The 18,995-nt window shown below is 66.2% G+C and carries 17 protein-coding genes and 1 pseudogene; 11 read left to right on the top strand and 7 right to left on the bottom strand.

Annotation, left to right across the window (positions count from 1 at the left end):
* The first annotated feature begins 152 nt into the window (after positions 1 to 152).
* Complete coding sequence (locus VLK31_RS05540; RefSeq protein ID WP_409167389.1) at positions 153 to 974, top strand: pyruvate, water dikinase regulatory protein; 822 nt, start codon at positions 153 to 155, stop codon at positions 972 to 974.
* A gap of 57 nt (positions 975 to 1,031) precedes the next feature.
* Here the strand turns inward: VLK31_RS05540 and VLK31_RS05535 are convergent, their stop codons facing one another.
* From VLK31_RS05535 to ahpC, 7 genes are all read right to left on the bottom strand, one after another.
* Complete coding sequence (locus tag VLK31_RS05535; RefSeq protein WP_409167388.1) at positions 1,032 to 1,838, bottom strand: heme ABC transporter ATP-binding protein; 807 nt, start codon at positions 1,836 to 1,838, stop codon at positions 1,032 to 1,034.
* Positions 1,835 to 2,869, bottom strand: coding sequence for a FecCD family ABC transporter permease (locus tag VLK31_RS05530; RefSeq protein WP_409167387.1), 1,035 nt, complete (start codon positions 2,867 to 2,869; stop codon positions 1,835 to 1,837). Before VLK31_RS05530 ends, VLK31_RS05535 begins: the two co-directional genes overlap by 4 nt.
* A complete protein-coding gene (locus tag VLK31_RS05525; protein ID WP_409167386.1) occupies positions 2,866 to 3,771 on the bottom strand; it encodes a hemin ABC transporter substrate-binding protein in 906 nt (301 codons plus the stop codon). Before VLK31_RS05525 ends, VLK31_RS05530 begins: the two co-directional genes overlap by 4 nt.
* Positions 3,768 to 4,877 carry a hemin-degrading factor gene (locus VLK31_RS05520; RefSeq protein WP_409167385.1) on the bottom strand — a complete coding sequence of 370 codons (1,110 nt, stop codon included), beginning with the start codon at positions 4,875 to 4,877 and terminating at the stop codon, positions 3,768 to 3,770. The genes VLK31_RS05525 and VLK31_RS05520 overlap by 4 nt, the downstream gene beginning before the upstream one ends.
* Positions 4,878 to 4,912: 35 nt before the next feature.
* A complete protein-coding gene (locus VLK31_RS05515) occupies positions 4,913 to 7,138 on the bottom strand; it encodes a TonB-dependent hemoglobin/transferrin/lactoferrin family receptor (RefSeq protein ID WP_409167384.1) in 2,226 nt (741 codons plus the stop codon).
* A gap of 159 nt (positions 7,139 to 7,297) precedes the next feature.
* Entirely contained in the window at positions 7,298 to 8,866 is a 1,569-nt protein-coding gene (ahpF, locus tag VLK31_RS05510) for an alkyl hydroperoxide reductase subunit F (RefSeq protein ID WP_409167383.1), read from the bottom strand.
* A 90-nt stretch (positions 8,867 to 8,956) separates the two neighbouring features.
* Positions 8,957 to 9,520, bottom strand: a complete 564-nt coding sequence (gene ahpC / locus VLK31_RS05505) for an alkyl hydroperoxide reductase subunit C (protein ID WP_056520682.1) — start codon at positions 9,518 to 9,520, stop codon at positions 8,957 to 8,959.
* 273 nt (positions 9,521 to 9,793) lie between these two features.
* Between ahpC and bfr the strand changes: the two genes are divergently transcribed.
* The 10 genes and pseudogenes from bfr to VLK31_RS05455 form a co-directional block, all read left to right on the top strand.
* On the top strand, positions 9,794 to 10,270 hold the full coding sequence (bfr, locus tag VLK31_RS05500; RefSeq protein ID WP_409167382.1) for a bacterioferritin: 477 nt from the start codon (positions 9,794 to 9,796) through the stop codon (positions 10,268 to 10,270).
* A gap of 119 nt (positions 10,271 to 10,389) precedes the next feature.
* Positions 10,390 to 11,037, top strand: a complete 648-nt coding sequence (locus tag VLK31_RS05495; protein ID WP_409167381.1) for a PepSY-associated TM helix domain-containing protein — start codon at positions 10,390 to 10,392, stop codon at positions 11,035 to 11,037.
* Positions 11,038 to 11,056: 19 nt separating this feature from the next.
* Positions 11,057 to 11,602 carry a DUF2271 domain-containing protein gene (locus VLK31_RS05490; protein WP_409167380.1) on the top strand — a complete coding sequence of 182 codons (546 nt, stop codon included), beginning with the start codon at positions 11,057 to 11,059 and terminating at the stop codon, positions 11,600 to 11,602.
* 55 nt (positions 11,603 to 11,657) lie between these two features.
* Positions 11,658 to 12,467, top strand: coding sequence for a DUF4198 domain-containing protein (locus VLK31_RS05485; protein ID WP_409167379.1), 810 nt, complete (start codon positions 11,658 to 11,660; stop codon positions 12,465 to 12,467).
* Between the two features lie 14 nt (positions 12,468 to 12,481).
* On the top strand, positions 12,482 to 13,486 hold the full coding sequence (locus VLK31_RS05480) for an FAD:protein FMN transferase (protein ID WP_409167378.1): 1,005 nt from the start codon (positions 12,482 to 12,484) through the stop codon (positions 13,484 to 13,486).
* A complete protein-coding gene (locus VLK31_RS05475) occupies positions 13,483 to 14,844 on the top strand; it encodes a sulfite reductase subunit alpha (protein ID WP_409167377.1) in 1,362 nt (453 codons plus the stop codon). Before VLK31_RS05480 ends, VLK31_RS05475 begins: the two co-directional genes overlap by 4 nt.
* A 228-nt stretch (positions 14,845 to 15,072) precedes the next feature.
* Positions 15,073 to 17,460 (top strand): catecholate siderophore receptor Fiu, encoded by a 2,388-nt coding sequence (locus tag VLK31_RS05470; RefSeq protein ID WP_409167376.1) that lies wholly within the window; start codon positions 15,073 to 15,075, stop codon positions 17,458 to 17,460.
* Positions 17,461 to 17,560: 100 nt separating this feature from the next.
* Positions 17,561 to 18,241: a Fe2+-dependent dioxygenase gene (locus tag VLK31_RS05465; protein WP_409167375.1), complete on the top strand. Its 681-nt coding sequence runs from the start codon at positions 17,561 to 17,563 to the stop codon at positions 18,239 to 18,241.
* A gap of 125 nt (positions 18,242 to 18,366) precedes the next feature.
* On the top strand, positions 18,367 to 18,639 hold the full coding sequence (locus VLK31_RS05460; RefSeq protein ID WP_126025895.1) for a bacterioferritin-associated ferredoxin: 273 nt from the start codon (positions 18,367 to 18,369) through the stop codon (positions 18,637 to 18,639).
* Positions 18,640 to 18,761: 122 nt separating this feature from the next.
* Positions 18,762 to 18,995, top strand: a pseudogene (locus VLK31_RS05455) (energy transducer TonB); the annotation flags it as partial.

Genomic DNA, 18,995 nt, shown 5'->3' with positions numbered 1-18,995 from the left:
GCAAAGGGCGCTGCACGATCGTTGTCGTTGCTTTGGGTGCGAGCGCGGTGAGCATGGAAAGAAATGGGGGATCGGGAAAGCGGATTCCCGATAATGGCCCGGATTGTAGGCGTGGCAAAGTCGCGCGCGCCGCAGGACAAGGCCGCAAGACCATGCATACACGCACAGTTTTCTTCATTTCCGACGGCACCGGCATCACCGCCGAGACCTTCGGCAACGCCGTTCTCGCCCAGTTCGAGATGAAGCCGCGCCATGTGCGCCTGCCCTTCACCGACACGGTCGACAAGGCCCACCAGGCGGTGCGCCACATCAACCACACAGCCGAACTCGAGGGCGTGCGCCCCATCGTGTTCACCACGCTGGCCAACATGGACGTGCTGGAAGTGATCGAAACCGGCTGCAAGGGCATGCTGCTGGACATGTTCGGCACCTTCGTGCGGCCGCTCGAGATCGAACTGGCCATGAAGTCCAACCACCGCATCGGCCGCTTCAGCGACGTCAGCAAGAGCAAGGAATACAACGACCGCATTGCCGCAATCGACTTCAGCCTGCAGCACGACGACGGCCAGAGCAACCGCGACCTGCAGGGCGCCGACGTCATCTTGGTGGGCGTGAGCCGCAGCGGCAAGACGCCGACCTCGCTCTACCTGGCCATGCAGCACGGCCTGAAGGCGGCCAACTACCCGTTGATTCCCGAAGACTTCGACCGCAAGCAGTTGCCGCCCGCGCTGACGCCGCACCGCAAGAAGATCTTCGGCCTGACCATCCAGCCCGAGCGGCTGAGCGAAATCCGCAATGAGCGCCGGCCGAATTCGCGCTACGCCAGCCTGGAAAACTGCCGCCACGAGGTGAGCGAGGCCGAGGCGATGATGCGGCGCGCAGGCATCCGTTGGCTGTCGACGACCACCAAGTCGATCGAGGAAATCGCAACGACCATCCTGCAGGAGCTGCGGCCCGAGCGGCTCAACTACTGAAGTTGCTGTCTTTCAGCCAGCAAGGCGCGCACGACTGGCGTGCGTATTGCCGGCAAATCATCCAAAAAGATACTGCACGGTGCCGTCCGCGCTGGTCACCTGCTGGCAGGGCGTGCCCCAGACCGCCTCGATCAGCGCCGGTTGCAGAACCTCTGCCGTCGGCCCCTGGATCAGACCGCCCGCATCGCCGCCAAGCACCACCACCTCGTCGGCATAGCGGCGCGCGAGGTTCAGGTCGTGCAGCACGGCCACCACGCCCACGCCCTGCCCCGCCCACGCGCGCAGCAGGCGCATGGCCGAATGCTGGTGCGCAAGGTCCAGGGCCGCGGTCGGCTCGTCGAGCAGCAGCCAACGGCTTGCGCCGTCGGGCCGCGGATGCCATAGCTGGGCCAGGGTCCGCGCCATGTGCGCCCTCGCCTTCTCCCCGCCCGACAGCGTGTTCAGAATGCGCGCGGCCAGCGCCGACACATCGGTCAGCGCCATCGCTTCTTCAACGATCGCGTCCTCGTCGCGCCCCGGCGCACGCCGGTGCGGGTAGCGGCCCAGCGCCACGATCTCCTGCGCACTGAAGTCGAACGCAACCGCGCTTTCCTGCGGCATCAGCGCCCGGCGCAACGCCAGCGCCGGCATGCCATGCGCTTCGAGCGGGCGGGCGTCCAGCGTCACCCTGCCCTGCGTGGGCACGCGCTGGCCGGCCAGCACCGACAGCAGCGTCGACTTGCCGGCGCCGTTCGGCCCAAGGATGGCCGTCACCTTGCCCGCGGCCAGTGCCACCGAGGCGTTGGCCAGCAGCGTCTTCTCGCCGATGCGAACCTCGACATCGGCGCACGACAGCGCCATCGGGTCGCGTGGTGTGTTTCTCATATGCGCCCCTTGAACCGCCGCAGCATCCAAAGAAACACCGGCACGCCGATGAACGCCGTGAGCACGCCCAACGGCAGCTCCGCCGGCGCCATGGCGGTGCGCGCCACCGTGTCGGCTGCCAGCACCAGCGCCGCGCCCAGCAGCGCAGAGGCCGGCAGCACCACGCGGTGATCGGGCCCGGCCACCATGCGCACCCAATGCGGCGCGATCAGGCCGATGAAACCGATGATGCCGGTCGTGGCCGTCACCGCCCCCACGGCCACGGCCGTGACCAGGATGGCACGGCGCTTGATGCGCTCAACGTCCACGCCCAGCAGCGCCGCCTGCGCCTCGCCCAGCGCAATGGCGTTCAGCGGCGCGGCCAGCGAACGCGCCGCCAGGCATGCCAGCAGCACCGCCGCGCCCACCAGCAGCACGGCGCTCCAGCGCGCCCCGCCCAGGCTGCCCAGCAACCAGAACTGCAGGCTGCGCAGTTGCTCGTCGGTCGCCATCACGCTGAGAAATCCGAGCCCCGCGCCCGCCAGTGCATTGACAGCAATGCCCGCCAGCAACATCAGCGCCATGCGCGTGCCGCCGTCGCTGCGCGACAGGCTGTAGATCAGCAAGGTCACCGAGAGCCCGCCGCCGAAGGCCATGAGCACCAGCGTCCAACTGCCGAGCGTGCGCGGCAGCGAGGGCCAGAGCAAGGCGCCCAGCACGATCGTGACGCCCGCGGCCAGCGCAGCGCCGCTGCTGATGCCCACCAGGCCGGGGTCGGCCAGCGGATTGCGAAACAGCCCCTGCATCAGCGTGCCCGTCATGCCCAGCCCCGCGCCCGCCGCCACGCCCAGCACAAGGCGCGGCAGGCGGATGTTGAGGAACACCAGGTGCTCGGGCGATTTGTCGGCGCCGTGCCCCAGCGTGGTCAGCACGTTCCACAGTTGCGGCAGGCTGATGGCATAGGCACCCGACACCGCGCCCAGCACCAGCGCCGCGGCAAGCAGCAACGCGCTGCCGCCCAGCACGGCGCGCGGCGAAAACCGTGGGCTCATGCCACCGCAGCCAAAAATTTCTCGTGCAGCTCGGCAATGGCCGCGGGCGTGCGCGGGCCGAAGCCCAGCAGCAGCAAGGCGTCCTGCATGACCAGGCTGCGCTTCTTGAAGGCCGGCGTGAGCGCGAGCTCGGGCCGCTGCCAGAACTTGTCGACGCTGCCGTGCGCCTCGATGCTTTGCGTGCTCGTGAGGATGAGGTCGGGTGCGGCGCTGGCCATGGCCTCGGCCGTCATCGGCCGGTAGCCCTGGAAGCCGCCGAGCGCGTTCACGCCGCCCGCAAAACCGATCACCGCGTGCGCGGCGGTCTTCTCGCCCGACACCTGCGGGCTGGCGCTGTGCGACAGCACGAACAGCACGCGTGGCTTGCGCGCTTTGGACGCGGCCACGCGCTGCTGCACCTGGCGCCATTCGGCGTCCAGCCTGGCCTGCAGGTCGCGCGCCTGCGCCTCGCGCGCGGCGGCGCGGCCCACGGCCTGCACCTTGCGCTGCACCTCGCCCCAGCTGTGGTCGGCCTCGATGATCTCGACCTTCACGCCCGCGCTGCGAACTTGGTCCAGCACCACGCCCGGGCCTGATTCGTTGGTGGCGATGATCGCGTCCGGCTTGAGCGACAGCAGGCCTTCGGCCGACAGCTGACGCATGTAGCCCACCTTGGGCGTGGCGCGCGCGGCGGCCGGGTAGAGGCTGGTGGTGTCGGTGCCGACCAGTTGGCCTTCGGCGCCCAGCAGGTACACCACCTCGGTGATCGCGCCGCTGACGGTCACGAGCCTCGGCAGCTTCGCGTCCTGCGCGAACAGCGGCAGCGCGGCGGCACCGAGCGACGAGGCGCCGAGCAGGCGCAACAGGTCGCGGCGGCGGGGAAAGCTCGGCAGGCAGCCGAGCATGTCGTACGAAGCGGTCATGGTGTTGGCGCAGTGGTTTGGAGACGCGGCAGCCCTCGCACGATGTCGCGCCATGGCGCCAGCTCGGGCATGCCGGGCTTGCGCGCGCCGAAGAACATCGCCATCAGCTCGCCGGCCTGGTCGAAGGCCTCGACCGAAGTGACCACGCCGTCGCTGGTCGGTTTCTCGACGATCCACACGCTGGCGATGCGGTCTTCGCGCAGGTGCAGGTTGAAGCCGGGGTCGAGCACGTTGAGCCAGCGCATCGGTGTGGCGTTGTCGCCCTGGCCCTTCATTTCCATCGGCTCGATGCGCATCACCGGGCCGGAGTGAATCTGGATGCAGCCCGGGCTGGCGACGAACACCATGATCGGCGTGCCGTCGAACGAGGCCTCCTGCAGCAGCGCGCCAATGGCGCCCGGCTGTGCGCGCTGCGTGAACTCGCCCTCGGTCAGGCGAAAGCTCTGCTGGCGCTCCACGCCGAACTTGTTCAGCAGGCCGAAGAAGTCGTGCGTGTCTTTCATGCCGCGCCATGCCTGGGCGAGGCCCGCGGTGTCGATGGCGCTGTCTTCGCGCGGCGCGGGCTTGTCCTGCGCCGCGACGAAGGTCACGGGCTCATCGGCCTCGTCCGTCGCGGTGAAGGCGTCAATGACCGACTGGAACGCATCGCGATCGGTCGCATCGCGCACGAAGACCTTGTGCACCGCCACGCCATGCGCATCGAAGAACTGCAGGCTCAGCGACGGCAGCACGCCCGCGTTGGCCGCCGCCTCGCTCACTGCGAAGCCTGCATGCCAGCGGCTGAAGAACAGGCGCAGGTCGATGGCCTCGCCCAGCGCAATGCCCATCGCGCCGCTGCCAGAGACCTTCTCGTAGACGCCGGTCTTCTCGTGCACCGTGGTCTCGTTGCGCGTGAGCGCGAGCACGGGGCCGCACAGTTCCAGCGCCTGCAGCACCTCGACCCAGGGCCCGCGCAGCCGCGTGGCGCGCAAGCCCCGCTCGTGCGTGCCGGTGTGCGCAGCCACGGCCGCGCCTTCCGGCAGGCCCATGGCCGCGGCAGCGTCCTTGTGGCGCATGCCCTTGGCACGCAGCGCGGTGAATCGGTCTCGGATGTCTTCGGCATTCATCGGGTTTCCTTGGGGTGAGAGCGGCAAGCGGTCCATCAGAAGTCCGCCACGAGCGACACGTTGAAGCTGCGGCCCGGCTGGGTATAAGCGTCGCGAATCGGGGAGGTCGCGGTCAGGCCGCGCACGTCGCTCCACATCCAGTAGCGCTTGTTGGTGAGGTTGGTGAGCGACGCGTTCAGGCGCAGGTCTTTCGTGATGCGCCACTGGGCGCTGATGTCGAAGGTGGTTGCCGCGGGCGTCTGGAACTGCGTGCCCGTCGTGACCTCGGTCGCGTCGATGTCGGACCACTTCTTGCGCGCGTGGTTCACCGCGTCCAGGCGCACGCTCCATGCCGGCGCCTGGTACTTGATGCCCACGCTGGCCTTGCTCGGGTCGATCGAATTCAGCGGCCGGTTGTTGGTGCGGTCGCGCCCGCGCGTCTGGCCGTAGGCAAAGGGCACCGAGAAGCCGTTGCCGTCTCGAGTGAAGTCGAGTTCGCCCTTGAACTCGAAGCCGCTGATGCGCGCGCGCCCGATGTTCACCGACTGAAAAGTCGCCGGATTGGTGCGCGAGCCGAACACGCCGCCCACCTGCCGGTCGTTCTCGATCAGGTCCTTGTAGTCGCCCGTGAACACGGCCACGTCGTAGCGCAGCACACCGGTGCGCCCGCGCGTGCCTATTTCGATGTTCTGGCTCTTCTCGGGTTTGAGGTTCGGGTTGGGAATGGTCTTGTAGCCCGAGATCACGTTCTCGAAAAAGTTGTTCACCTGGAACGCGTTGGGCGCCTTGAAGCCCGAGGCGTAGTTGCCGTCGATGCTCCATTGCGGCGTGGCGCGAAACAGCACGCCCAGCTTGGGCGACACGGCCGAGCCCGACAACGAGACGGCCTGCGCGCCAAAGCCGGCCTGCTTGGCGTCGAGCGAGAAGCGGTCGAAGCGAATGCCCGGCGTGATGCTCCAGCGGTCGTGAATGAACTCGTCCTGAACGTAGAACGCGGACGAGGTTTCGCGCGTGTCGGGAAAGCGCTTGAGCGGATAGCTCTCGCCGGCGGGCGGCACCAGGCCGGTCTGCAGGTTCTCGACGTTGGTGCGCGTGTAGTCGACGCCGTAGGTGATCTTTTGCGCCCAGTCGCCCATGCGCACCATCTTGTCGGCCTGCAGGCCGAGCTGCCAGGTGCTCTCGTCGTAGGTGACGTCGCGCGTGCGGTCGGCGGCGGTGTAGCGGTCTTCGTAGATGAACTCGCGCGACTTCGCCTTCTGGTAGCTCACCACGGCCAGCAGGCTGTCGGCCATGGCGGAATCAAGCCGCAGGCGGCCGTCGTAGGTGAAGCGGTCGCGCTGCAGGTCGGTCTTCGCGTTCAGGCCGACGACCGAGGTGGAGGCGTAAGGCGGCTTGGCAAGGCCCGACAGCAGGTCGTAGCGGGCGGTCTTGTCGACGTGCTCGAAGGTGAAGCCGTGGCGCTGGTCGGCGTTGGGCGTGAGGATGACCTTGGCCAGCAGCGCCTTGTTGCGGTCGCGCTCGGGGTTGGGTGTGGTGCGATCGACGTTGGCCGCGTTGTTCGTGCCCATGTTTTCCAGCGCGCTGGAGCGGCCCATGTTGGCCGAGATGAGCCACTGCAGCGTGTCGTTCGCCTTGCCCGCGAGCGTGACGCCGCCGTGCGTGCCGTTGTCGTCGCCGCTGTAGCCGATGGTGGCGCTGCCGCCAAAGGTCTTGCCGTCGCGCAGGTACGACGACGGATCGCGCGTGATGAAGTTCACCAGGCCCGCGAGGCCGTCGGAGCCGTAGAGCGCGGAGGCCGGGCCCTTGATGATCTCGATGCGCTCGACCAGGCTCAAGTCGAAGTAGTCGCGCCCGAACGCATTGGCGCTGAACACATAGCTGCGCGGCGTGCGGATGCCGTCGGTCAGCATGAGCACGCGGTTGCCGTCGAGGCCGCGGATGTTGAAGCCCGCATTGGCGTCGCGCCCGGTGCTGCCCTGCGCCAGGCCGAAGCGCGCGGGTGCGCGCTTGACCGACACGTTGGGCAGGTCGCGCACCGCGTCGCGGATGTCGGTGATCTGCCTGGATTCGATGTCGTCGCGGCCAATGACTTCGGTGCTCACGGGCAGGTCGTCCCTGGCCTGCTCCGAGCGCGATCCGCTCACCACCACTTCATTGAGCGCGGCGACGCGCTGGGCCCACGCGGGGGCCGCGAGGCCGAGGCCGGAGGCGATCAGGCACGGCAGCAGGGCCAGGCGGAACTTTGGGCGGAAAGCAGGACGAAGGTTGTTTTGGGCGGCCACGAAAAAGGTCCAGAAAACAGTTGAAAAACTGCTTGCTGGACCTTCGAGCGCAGGCTGCTGCGCGGGCCGACCTGGCTGGCAATGAGGGGCCGAAAACGGGTTCGGCCCAAGCCTTTTATTGTATGAGAATAATTCTCATCTAAACAACTTAAGGCTTACTTATGCTGGGGCCGATGTGCGGATCAGGTGATCGAACGCGCCCAGCGCAGCCTTAGCGCCGTCGCCCGCCGCAATGATGATCTGCTTGAACGGCACCGTGGTGGCGTCGCCCGCCGCAAACACGCCGGGCACCGAGGTCTGGCCGCGCGCATCCACGATGATCTCGCCGTGCTTGGAAAGCTCCACCGTGCCCTTGAGCCAGTCGGTGTTGGGCACCAGGCCGATCTGAATGAACACGCCCTCCAGCGCCACCGTCTTCAGTTCGCCCGTGGCGCGGTCCTTGTAGACCAGGCCGTTGACCTTCTGGTCGCCGGTGATCTCGGTGGTCTGCGCGTTGGTGAAGATGTCGACGTTCTTCAGGCTCTTGAGCTTGCGCTGCAACACCGCGTCGGCACGGAGTTGCGTGTCGAACTCGATCAGCGTGACATGGCCCACGATGCCGGCCAGGTCGATGGCCGCTTCCACGCCCGAGTTGCCGCCACCCACCACTGCCACGCGCTTGCCCTTGAACAACGGGCCGTCGCAGTGCGGGCAATAGGCCACACCCTTGTTCTTGAACTCGTGCTCACCGGGCACGTTGATGTTGCGCCAGCGCGCACCGGTCGAAATGATGACGGTCTTGCTCTTGAGCGAAGCGCCGCTTTCGAGCTGCACCTCGATCAGGTCCTTGCCCGGACCACCGTTCGGAATGAGGGCCTTGGCGCGCTGCAGATTCATGATGTCGACGTCGTAGTCGCGCACATGCTCTTCGAGCGCATGGGCGAACTTCGGCCCTTCGGTCTCCTTGATCGAGATGAAGTTCTCGATGCCAAGGGTGTCCAGCACCTGGCCGCCAAAACGCTCCGACGCCACACCGGTGCGAATGCCCTTGCGCGCGGCGTACACGGCCGCAGCCGCGCCGGCGGGGCCGCCACCGACGATGAGCACGTCGAATGCTTCTTTGGCGGCAATCTTCTCGGCTTCGCGTTCGACGCCGCTGGTGTCGAGCTTGGCCAGGATTTCTTCCAGGCTCATGCGGCCCTGGCCGAACTCGGTGCCGTTCAGGAAGACGGTGGGCACGGCCATGATCTGGCGCTCCTTCACCTCCTCCTGGAAGGTGCCGCCTTCGATCATGGTGGTGCGAATGCGCGGGTTCTGCACCGCCATCAGGTTCAGTGCCTGAACCACGTCAGGGCAGTTGTGGCAGGTGAGCGAGACGTAGATCTCGAATTCGAAGTCGCCGTCGAGCGCCTTGATCTGGTCGAGCACGGCCTGCTCGACCTTTGGCGGGTAGCCGCCGACCTGCAGCAGCGCAAGGATCAGCGACGTGAATTCATGGCCCATGGGCAGGCCGGCAAAACGCGGGCCGTGGTTTTCGCTCGGGCGGTTGACCGAGAACGAGGGCTTGCGGTGGTTGTCGTCGCGGCTTTCGGTCAGCTTGACCAGCGGGGACGATTCGGCCACGTCCTTCAGCAGCGACAGCACTTCGCCCGAGGCCTTGCTGTCGTCGAGGGAGACGACGATCTCGATCGGCTGCGTGGCGCGATCGAGGTAACTCTTCAATTGGGCTTTGGTGCTTGCGTCGAGCATGAGGAACTCTCTTTCGATAACTGGAAACTATCAACTGGGGCCAAAAAAGCCCGGGGGCCTTGTGAGCGCCCGGGCTTTCGCGCGGGACGCTTAGATCTTGCCGACGAGGTCGAACGACGGAGCGATGGTCTTGTCGCCGTCATTCCACTTGGCCGGGCAGACTTCGTTCGGGTGGGCAGCGGTGTAGACGGCTGCCTTGAGCTTGCGCAGGGTTTCCTTGACGTCGCGGGCAATTTCGTTGGAGTGCACTTCGGCGGTCTTGATGATGCCGTCCGGGTTGATCACGAAGGTACCGCGCAGTGCCAGGCCTTCTTCGGGGATGTGCACGCCGAAAGCGTTGGTCAGCGTGTGGGTCGGGTCGCCCACCAGCGGGAACTTGGCCTTGCCGACGGCCGGCGAGGTGTCGTGCCACACCTTGTGCGAGAAGTGCGTGTCGGTGGTCACGATGTAGACCTCGGCGCCCAGCTTCTGGAACTCGGGATAGTTGTCGGCCGCGTCTTCGACTTCGGTCGGGCAGTTGAAGGTGAAGGCTGCGGGCATGAAGATCAGCACGGACCACTTGCCCTTGAGCGTCTCGTCGGACACATCGATGAACTTGCCGTTGAGGTAGGCCTGGGTCTTGAAGGGCTGGACTTGGGTGTTGATCAGGGACATGGTGATTCCTTGGATGCTGCGGGTGGACAAAAATAACTGCGAGCCATGAGTATAACTACCAATTAAGTCAAATTCATAGCAATGCACTATCGATAGCATGGGTGCGCCCTATCAAAGACAAAGCCGTTTTCGCATTCCTTGCGCCTTTGCTTGCCGCCCGAATACGAACGCCTATCAGCCTCGTACGCATGCAGACCGACTGCGCAGGGGAATGCTTGCGCGGGCCCTGCGAGGCCCCGGACAATCCCCTCTTTCAGAATAAGGAAAACGATCATGAAGGGCGACCCCAAGGTCATCGAACATCTGCAGGCGCAGCTCAAGAACGAGCTGACTGCCATCAACCAGTACTTCCTCCACTACCGCATGCTCAAGCATTGGGGCCTGGACAAGCTGGCAAAGAAGGAATACCAGGAATCGATCGGCGAAATGAAGCACGCCGACTGGCTGATGGACCGCATCTTCATGCTCGACGGCCTGCCGAACCTGCAGGACCTGGGCAAGCTGAACATCGGTGAAGACGTGCCTGAGCTGCTGAGCTGCGACCTTGGCGCCGAAACCGGCGCGCAAGCGACCATAAAGGCCGGCATCGCGCATTGCGAATCGGTGCGTGACTATGTGTCGCGCGACCTGCTGCAAAAGATTCTGGACGACACGGAAGAGCACATCGACTTCCTGGAAACCCAGATCGACCTGATCGGCCGCGTCGGCCTGCAGAACTATCTGCAATCGCAAATGGGCGAACTCGAATAAGCAAGGCCACGCGCTTGCCATCCAACGGGACTTCGGTCCCGTTTTTTATTGCTTTACGTAACTTAACTCTCCACGAATAACAGTCATTCTCATTTGCCCGGATAAAATCCGCGCCTCTGATGACTGCCGCCGCCCGCCCCGACAACCGCCGCAGAGCCTACTGGCTCAAGACCCTGCACGAATGGCATTGGGTCAGCTCGGCGATCTGCCTGATCGGCATGATCCTGTTCAGCGTGACCGGCTTCACGCTCAACCACGCCGCACAGATCGAGGCCAAGCCGGCCATCACCAAGCTCAGCGGTGCAATCGACGAAGCCTTGCGCGCACAGCTCGAACAGCAACTGCCCGCCGCCAAGGCCCTGAAAGGCAAGGCGCCTCTGCCCGCCGAACTGCAGAGCTGGGTGCAAAAGCACTGGGACATCGGCACCGCCGGGCGCCAGGCCGAATGGTCCGACGACGAAATCTACCTTTCGCTCCCCCGGCCCGGCGGCGACGCATGGCTGCGGCTGAGCCTGTCGGACGGCGAGATCGAATACGAGCGCACCGACCGCGGCTGGCTCTCCTACCTCAACGACCTGCACAAGGGCCGCAACACCGGCACCGCGTGGAGCTGGTTCATCGACATCTTTGCGGGCGCCGCGCTGGTCTTCTCGATCACCGGGCTGTTCATTCTCAAGATGCACGCGGGCAACCGCCCCTTCACCTGGCCGATGGTCGGCATGGGGCTGGTCATTCCGGTGCTGCTCGCGCTGTTGTTCATTCATTGATTCTGGAAAGAGGTTTTCCGTGCACGTTCGCTATTCCCTCGCGCCGCTGGCCATGTCGGCGCTGTTTGCAGCGCCGGCCTTCGCGGCCGGCCTGGCCGTCAACATCGAGATCCCGCGGCTGAACGCATCGGAGTACCACCGTCCCTATGTGGCCACGTGGATCGAGCGCGCCGACAACACGGTCGCCGGCACGCTGGCCGTCTGGTACGACGTGCGCACCAAGACCAACAACCCCGAGGGCGAAGGCACCAAATGGCTGAAGGACCTGCGCCAGTGGTGGCGCCGGGGCGGCCGCGAACTCGCGGTGCCGGTCGACGGCGTGACGGGGGCCACCAAGCCCGCCGGCAAGCACCAGTTGAATTTCACCGAAGGCACCGCGGCCATGCCCAAGCTCGCACCGGGCGCCTACAAGCTGGTGGTGGAAGCCGCGCGCGAAGTCGGCGGCCGCGAGGTCGTGAGCATTCCGTTCCAGTGGCCGCCCACCGCCGCCGCCACAGCCGCCGCGCAGTCGACCGCCACCGGCAAGGAAGAGCTCGGCGAGATCAAGCTCGAACTCAAGCCCTGATCGCGCCCGCCCCGATCCACCGCTCGCCAACGCACACGCCCCTGAAAGACCTTTCATGACCCACTTCTCTCTGCGCACCGCCACCCTTGCCGTGGCCCTCACGGCCATAGCCTCGCTGGCCCAGGCGCACAACGCCTGGCTGCTGCCGTCGTCCACCGTGTTCTCCAAGGCCGACACCGTGAGCGTCGACGCCGCGGTGTCGAACGACCTGTTCGTTGCCAACCATGCGCCACTGCGCCTGGACGGCCTGCAGATCACCGCGCCCGACGGCAGCACCGTCAAGGCCGAGAACGAGACCAAGCTCAAGCTGCGCAGCGTGTTCGACGTGAGCGTTGCACAGCCGGGCACCTACCGCATTGCCGTGATCAACACGGGTGCCTTCGCGAGCTGGAAAGACAAGGCCACCGGCCAGAACAAGCGCGCGCGCGGCACGCCGGAAACCATCGCCAAGGAAGTGCCGGCCGATGCGCAGGACGTGACCATCACGCAGTCGTCGGGCCGCATCGAAACCTTCGTGACGGTCGGCAAGCCCTCCGCGCTCAAGCCGATCGGCCAGGGCCTTGAACTGATCGCCGCCGGCAGCCCGACCGACCTGGCCAAGGGTGAGAAGGCCACCTTCACGCTGCACCTGGACGGCCAGCCCGCCAAGGACCTCGAAGTGAGCGTGACGGCCGGCAACACGCAGTACCGCGACAAGCTCGAAGAGTTCAAGGTGAAGACCGACGACAAGGGCCAGTTCAGCGTGACCTGGCCCGCAGCCGGCATGTACTGGCTCGACGCCAACACCAAGGACACCAAGACCACGGTGCCGCAAGCCAAGGAACGCCGCCTGAGCTACGCGGCCACCCTCGAAGTGATGCCCTGAGGCAGCCAAGCACCTTGGGCCTTTCGTTCAGCACCTGGCGCGCGGGCGGCTACGCCAACGCGGCCGTACCGCGCCCCGCCGACCCCGCCACCTTGCAGCAACTGGGCGGCCAGACCATGGGCACGACCTGGTCGCTGCGCTTCGACAACCCGCGCATGCTGCCGCTGGCGGCGGTGCGCGGCAGCGTCGAATTGGCACTGGCGCGCGTGGTCGCGCAAATGAGCCATTGGGAGCCGGAGTCGGACATCGGCCGCTTCAACCGCGCGCCGAGCGGTTCGCGCCACGTGCTGCCTGCGGAGTTTGCCGACGTGATGCGTTGCGCGGCCCACTGGGTGGCAGCGAGCGGCGGCGCCATCGACCCGACCGTCGGCCCGCTGGTCGCATGCTGGGGCTTTGGCCCTGAAGCGCAAGCCGACGGGCTGCCCAATGCACAAGCCCTGGCCGAAGCGCGCGCGCATGTGGGCTGGCAACGCCTGGCGTTCGATGCAGCCGAAGGCTCGCTCCTGCAGCCGGGCGGCTTCGCGCTCGATCTGTCAGGCATCGCCAAGGGCTTTGCGGTCGACCATGGCGTGGCGGCGCTTCGCGCGCTCGGACTGTGCGACCTGCTCTTCGAAATTGGCGGCGAGCTGCGAGGCGCCGGACGGCGCCCCGGGGGCCAGCCCTGGCAGGTGCTCGTCGACGGCGATCCGGCGTCGGTGCGCCGCGTGGCCCTGGCCGACATGGCGATCGCCACCTCGGGAGACCGGTGGCACCGGCGCTCGCACGACGGGCGCGACTGGTCGCACACCATCGATCCGCGCACCGGCGAACCCACCGCGCACGCGCTGGCCAGCGTGAGCGTGATGCACGCCGAATGCATGCAGGCCGACGCGCTGGCCACCGTGCTGACGGTGCTGGGCGCCGAAGAGGGCTTCGACTTTGCGCAGCGCCACGACATAGCCGCGCTGTTCGTGAGCCATGACGCCACGTCGCCGGCGGTGCAGACCACGCGCGCCTGGCCCGCACCAGCAGGGGCATGAACGACATCGCGTGGCGCGCGCTGGGCGCCAGCTCGACCGTGGTGGCCTACGGGGCGCTTTGCGCGTCCGTCTACCTGCGTGAGCGAAAGCGGCGAACGGCGAGCCAGCGCGACGCCGCCGCACTCTCGGCCAGCAGCACCTCAGCCCCTGTGCTGGTGCTGTTCGCCAGCCAGACGGGCCAGGCCGAAACCATCGCCTGGCAGACCGCCCTGCAACTGAGCGCGGCGGGAACGCCCGCGCGCGTCATGGCGCTGAACGCGCTCGGTGCCGCAACGCTGGCCTCGGCAACGCGCGCGCTCTTCATCGCAAGCACCTACGGCGAAGGCGACGCACCGGACGGTGCCAGCGTGTTCACCGAGCGCGTGATGCACGCCCCCGCTGCCCTGCCCTTGCTTCGCTATGCCGTGCTGGCGCTGGGCGACCGCAAGTACGCGCACTTCTGCGGCTTCGGCCGCGCGCTCGACGAATGGTTGCTTGCGGCCGGTGCAACCCGCGAGTTCGATCGCATCGAGGTCGACAACAGCGACCCCGACGCGTTGGCCGCATGGCAAGCGCACTGGGGCGACACGCCGCCAGACGGCACCGAAGACACGCCCGCCGCCTTCGCGCAGTGGCGACTGGCCACGCGCGAGTTGCTCAACCCCGGCAGCACCGGCGCGCCTGCGTTCCACCTGGGGCTGGTGCCGCAGGGCGGTGCCATGCCGCACTGGGAGGCCGGCGATCTGGTGCAGGTCAGCGTGGCCAGCGACCCTGCGCGGCCACGCGACTACTCGATTGCGTCGCTGCACGCCGATGGCGAGCTGCAATTGCTGGTGCGGCAAGAGCAGCATCCCGACGGCACGCTGGGCGCGGCGTCGGGCCTGCTGACGTCCACGATCGCCATCGGCGACACGGTGGGCTTGCGTGTGCGGCCCCATCGCGGCTTTCGCCTGCACGGCAACGAGACGCGGCCGTTGATCCTGATCGGCAACGGCACCGGCCTGGCCGGGCTGCGCGCGCACCTGCGAGCCCGGGCTGTCGCGGGCCGGCACGACAACTGGCTGGTGTTCGGCGAGCGCCAAGCGGCCCACGACTTTCTGTACCGCGAGGAAATTGAGGCCTGGCAGGCCCGTGGCGTGTTGCAAAGGCTCGACATGGTGTTCTCGCGCGATCAGGAGCAACGCCTGTACGTGCAACACCGGTTGTTGCAGTCGGGCGACACCCTGCTGCAGTGGCTGCATGGCGGCGCAGCGGTGTACGTGTGCGGCAGTTTGCAGGGCATGGCATCGGGCGTCGACGCTGCGTTGCGCCAGATTGCAGGCGAGGCGCTCATGAGCCAGATGCTGGCCAGCGGGCGCTATCGCCGGGACGTGTACTGAGGTTTTCAGCATTCGTTCAGTTGCTCGTCAGCAACAAACGACGCATAACTTTTAGGTTAGTTCAGCTCTGTCCTACATTTTGGTATTGATAACCAATATCATTCGCGTCGATTTGCAAAATTCTGTAGATCGACTCACCCAGCCAGTCCGCCCGCTTCTCCGCAGAGCACGCCGCGCCGAGACATCGCCAGTCGAGTCCTCCTCGCCGTCCTTTTCAGAGAAAACTCCATGGCCTACATCAAGAGCCGCAAGCACGCCGTTCCAAAACTGTCGGGCGCCGCCGCCGCCACGCTGATCGCCATTGCGGCACCGGGTGCCTTCGCGCAGTCTTCCAACGCGCTGCCGGAAGTCCGGGTGCAGGGCTCCGCCGCCGTCACCGACTACAAGACCGACACCTCGGCCAACCCCAAGTTCACCGCGCCGCTGGTCAACACGCCGCAGACCATCCAGGTCATCAAGGAACAGATCATTCGCGACCAGGGCGCGACCACGCTGACCGAGGCGCTGCGCAACACGCCCGGCGTGGGCACGTTCTTCCTTGGGGAAAACGGCAACACCAACACGGGCGACGCCGTGTTCATGCGCGGCTTCGACAGCTCCAGCGCGATCTTTGTCGACGGCATCCGCGACCTGGGTTCGGTGTCGCGCGACGTGTTCAACATCGAGCAGGTCGAGGTGGTGAAGGGCCCGTCGGGCACCGACGTGGGCCGCACCTCGCCCACCGGCTACATCAACCTGGTGACCAAGAAGCCCAAGCTGGAAGACAGCTTCACCGGCTCCATCGGCTTCGGCAGTGCCGACTTCAAGCGCGGCAGCGTCGACTGGAACAAGTCGCTCAGCAGCGCCAACGGCATTGGCGCGGCGTTCCGCCTCAATGCGGTGGTGGAAGATGCCGGCGTGGCCGGCCGCGACTTCATCAAGAACAAGCGCGAAGCGATCGCACCCTCGCTCGCGCTCGGCCTGAACAGCCCGACGCGCATCTTTCTGGACTACCTGCACGTCAAGCAGAACAACGTGCCCGACGGCGGCGTGCCCACCATCGGCCTGCCGGGCTACACCACGCCCGACGCCACCGCGATCCGCAGCGGCCTGGCCCGCCGCACCTACCTGAACGCCGCGCAGCGCGTGGATTCGAGCAATTTCTACGGCACCAGCTCGGACTTCGACAACGTGACGGCAGACATGTTCACCGCGCGCATCGAGCACGACCTCACGCCCGACATCACGGTGCGCAACACCACGCGCTACGGCAAGACCTCGCAGGACTACATGCTGACGTCGTTCATGGGCGGCGGGCTGACGGCCTCGACCAGCGGCGTGGGGCAGCTGCCAGCCGCCAACGCGGGCTTCCTGAACACCGTGATTCCGGCGCTGCCGGCCAGCTGGACTGTGACGCGCAACCTGCCCACCAACAAGGACCAGGAAAACACGATCTTCACCAACCAGACGAGCGTGTCGGCCAAGTTCAACACCGGCAGCATCGCCCACTCGTTCAACGGCGGCGTGGAGTTCATTCGCGAGACGCAGCGCGCCAACAACTTCTACGCGCCGGGCTTCGCCAGCGTGGGCACCACGCTGGCCGCGGCCGGTTCGTGGCCCGCGGCCAACCTGTACAACCCGAACCCGTACGTGAGCGGCTACAACCGCATCGCCAACGGCACGGGCTCGGACGGCAGCACCGACACCATCGGCCTGTACGCGTTCGACACGCTCAAGTTCAACGAGCAATGGCAGCTGACCGCCGGCCTGCGCTACGACCACTACTCCACCACGTACGACGCCACCGCGCTGACGCTGGCACGCGCCGGCAACGGCCCGCAGACCACGACGATCACCCCGACCAACCTGAAGCTCTCCGACAACCTGCTGTCCGGCAAGATCGGCCTGGTCTACAAGCCGACGGAAAACAGCAGCGTGTACGCGGCCTACGGCACCGCCGCGCAGCCCCCGGGCGGCGCCAACTTCGCACTGGCCGCAGGCGGCACCGGCAACAGCGCCGGGCGCACCGACTTCCTGCCGCAAAAGGCCAAGACCTACGAAGTGGGCACCAAGTGGGACGTGCTGAACAAGCGCGTGGCACTGACGGCCGCGTTGTACCGCACCGACGTGAGCAACGAAGTGGTGCAGGACTCGGTTTCGCAGCTGTACTACCAGACCGGCAAGAAGCGCGTGCAGGGCGTCGAGCTGGGCGTGTCGGGCGCCATCACCGACAACTGGGGCGTGACTTCGGGCTTCACCACCATGAACACCCGCGTGCTGAGCGGCCCCTCGGTATTGGCCGACGGCTCCACGGCCCTGGCCTACACACCAAAGAAAGCGTTCACGCTCTGGACCACCTACCAGCTGCCGTTCGGCGTGACGCTGGGTGGCGGCGCGCGCTACAACGGCAAGCTGTCGCGCGGCAGCGACGGTGCCGTGGGCACGCCGGCGTATGTCGATTCGTACTGGGTGGTCGACGCCATGGCGTCGTACCGCATCAACAAGAACATCGACATCCAGTTCAACGTGTACAACCTGTTCGACAAGGACTACGTGGCGTCCATCAACAAGAGCGGCTACCGCTACACGCCGGGCGTGCCGCGCTCGTACAAGGTCACCGCCAACTTCGCGTTCTGAGCATTGCTGGCACCGCGCCGCACCCCAGTTCGGGGGTGCACGGTGCGACACTCGGGCCCCGGTCGACGCCGGGGCTTTTCTCTTTGTGGAGTCCTGACAAATGATGCTGCACGTGCCCGATGTGCTGAGCCCCGACCAGGTGCGCGAGATGCGCGCGGCGCTGGAAGCAACGAGCTGGATCGACGGCCGGGAAACGGTTGGCGACCAGGGCGCGCAGGTCAAGCGCAACCGACAGTTGCCCGAGCAATCGGCGGTGGGCCTCGAACTTGGCGCCGCAGTGCTCGCGGCGCTGGCCCGGCATGCGCTGTTCTTCTCAGCGGCCTTGCCGCTGCGCTTCGTGCCGCCGCTCTTCAACCGCTATGAAGGCGGCGAACACTATGGCGTGCATGTCGACGGCGCCGTGCGCGCCCTGCCCGGCAGCGCGCAGCCGTTGCGCACCGACCTGTCGTGCACCCTCTTCCTGTGCGACCCTGACGATTACGAAGGCGGCGAGCTGGAGGTGATCGACACCTACGGCTCCCACGAAGTCAAGCTGCCGGCCGGCGACCTGATTCTTTACCCCGCGAGCAGCCTGCACCGCGTGCATCCCGTGACGCGCGGCGCGCGAGTCTGCTCGTTCTTCTGGCTGCAAAGCATGGTGCGCAACGACCAGCAGCGCGGGATGCTGTTCGAACTCGACCAGAACATCCAAAAGCTGCGCGCTCGGCTGGGCGAATGCGAAGAAACCGTGGCCTTGACCGGGCATTACCACAATCTTCTGAGGCTCTGGTCCGAAGTCTGACGGGGGAAGTCGTCATCGTGTTCGGCATCGCACGAATCTGTAACCAGATGGTTATTGCAAATGCGATGGATTCTTATTTATAATCAATCACTTCCAACAGCCAGCCAACTGCCGCTTTCACCGCCATGATCGTTTGCGTCTGCCGCCGAGTCTCTGACCGCGAAATCGCACGTCACGTGCGTGCGGGCATGACTTTCGACGAAGTCCAGTTCGAACTGGGCGTGGCCACGCAGTGTGGCCAGTGTGAAGGTTGTGCGCGCGATATCGTCGCGCAATGCAGCGCTTCTCATCCGGTCGCCGCCTTGAATTGCGAATCCGGTCCGAGGGCGATCCAGCTTGCCAACTCCATCAAGGAAAGCAAGGCATGGAACTCTTCTCGGCACTCGGCGGCAGCCTGATCCTGGTTGCAGGTTCAGTCTGGTGGATCTTTCGCAAGTAACGCAAGCGACGTACAACACGTCCTCGTAGCGGTTTTGCTGCAATCGGGGCACCTTTCACGGTGCCCGCATTCGAATGGTTGATCGTGTCTGACCGCTTTGCCCCTCCCCCCTCCTTTCTCGGCCTGTCGCGCAATGTCGTCATTGCGGGCAGCGTCATCCTGTTTCACGGGGCCGCGCTTTGGGCGCTGCAAAGCGGTTTGCTTCGCCGCGCCGCCGAAGTGGTGATTCCGGTCGAAATACTGAGTCAGTTCGTCGAGCCGCCCAAACCCAAGGCAGACCCACCCCCGCCGCCCCCACCCCCCCCCCACCCCCCC

The sequence above is a fragment of the Variovorax sp. H27-G14 genome, from assembly GCF_046156345.1.
Classification (GTDB): domain Bacteria; phylum Pseudomonadota; class Gammaproteobacteria; order Burkholderiales; family Burkholderiaceae_C; genus Variovorax.
This window is presented reverse-complemented; position numbering and strand designations above follow the sequence as displayed.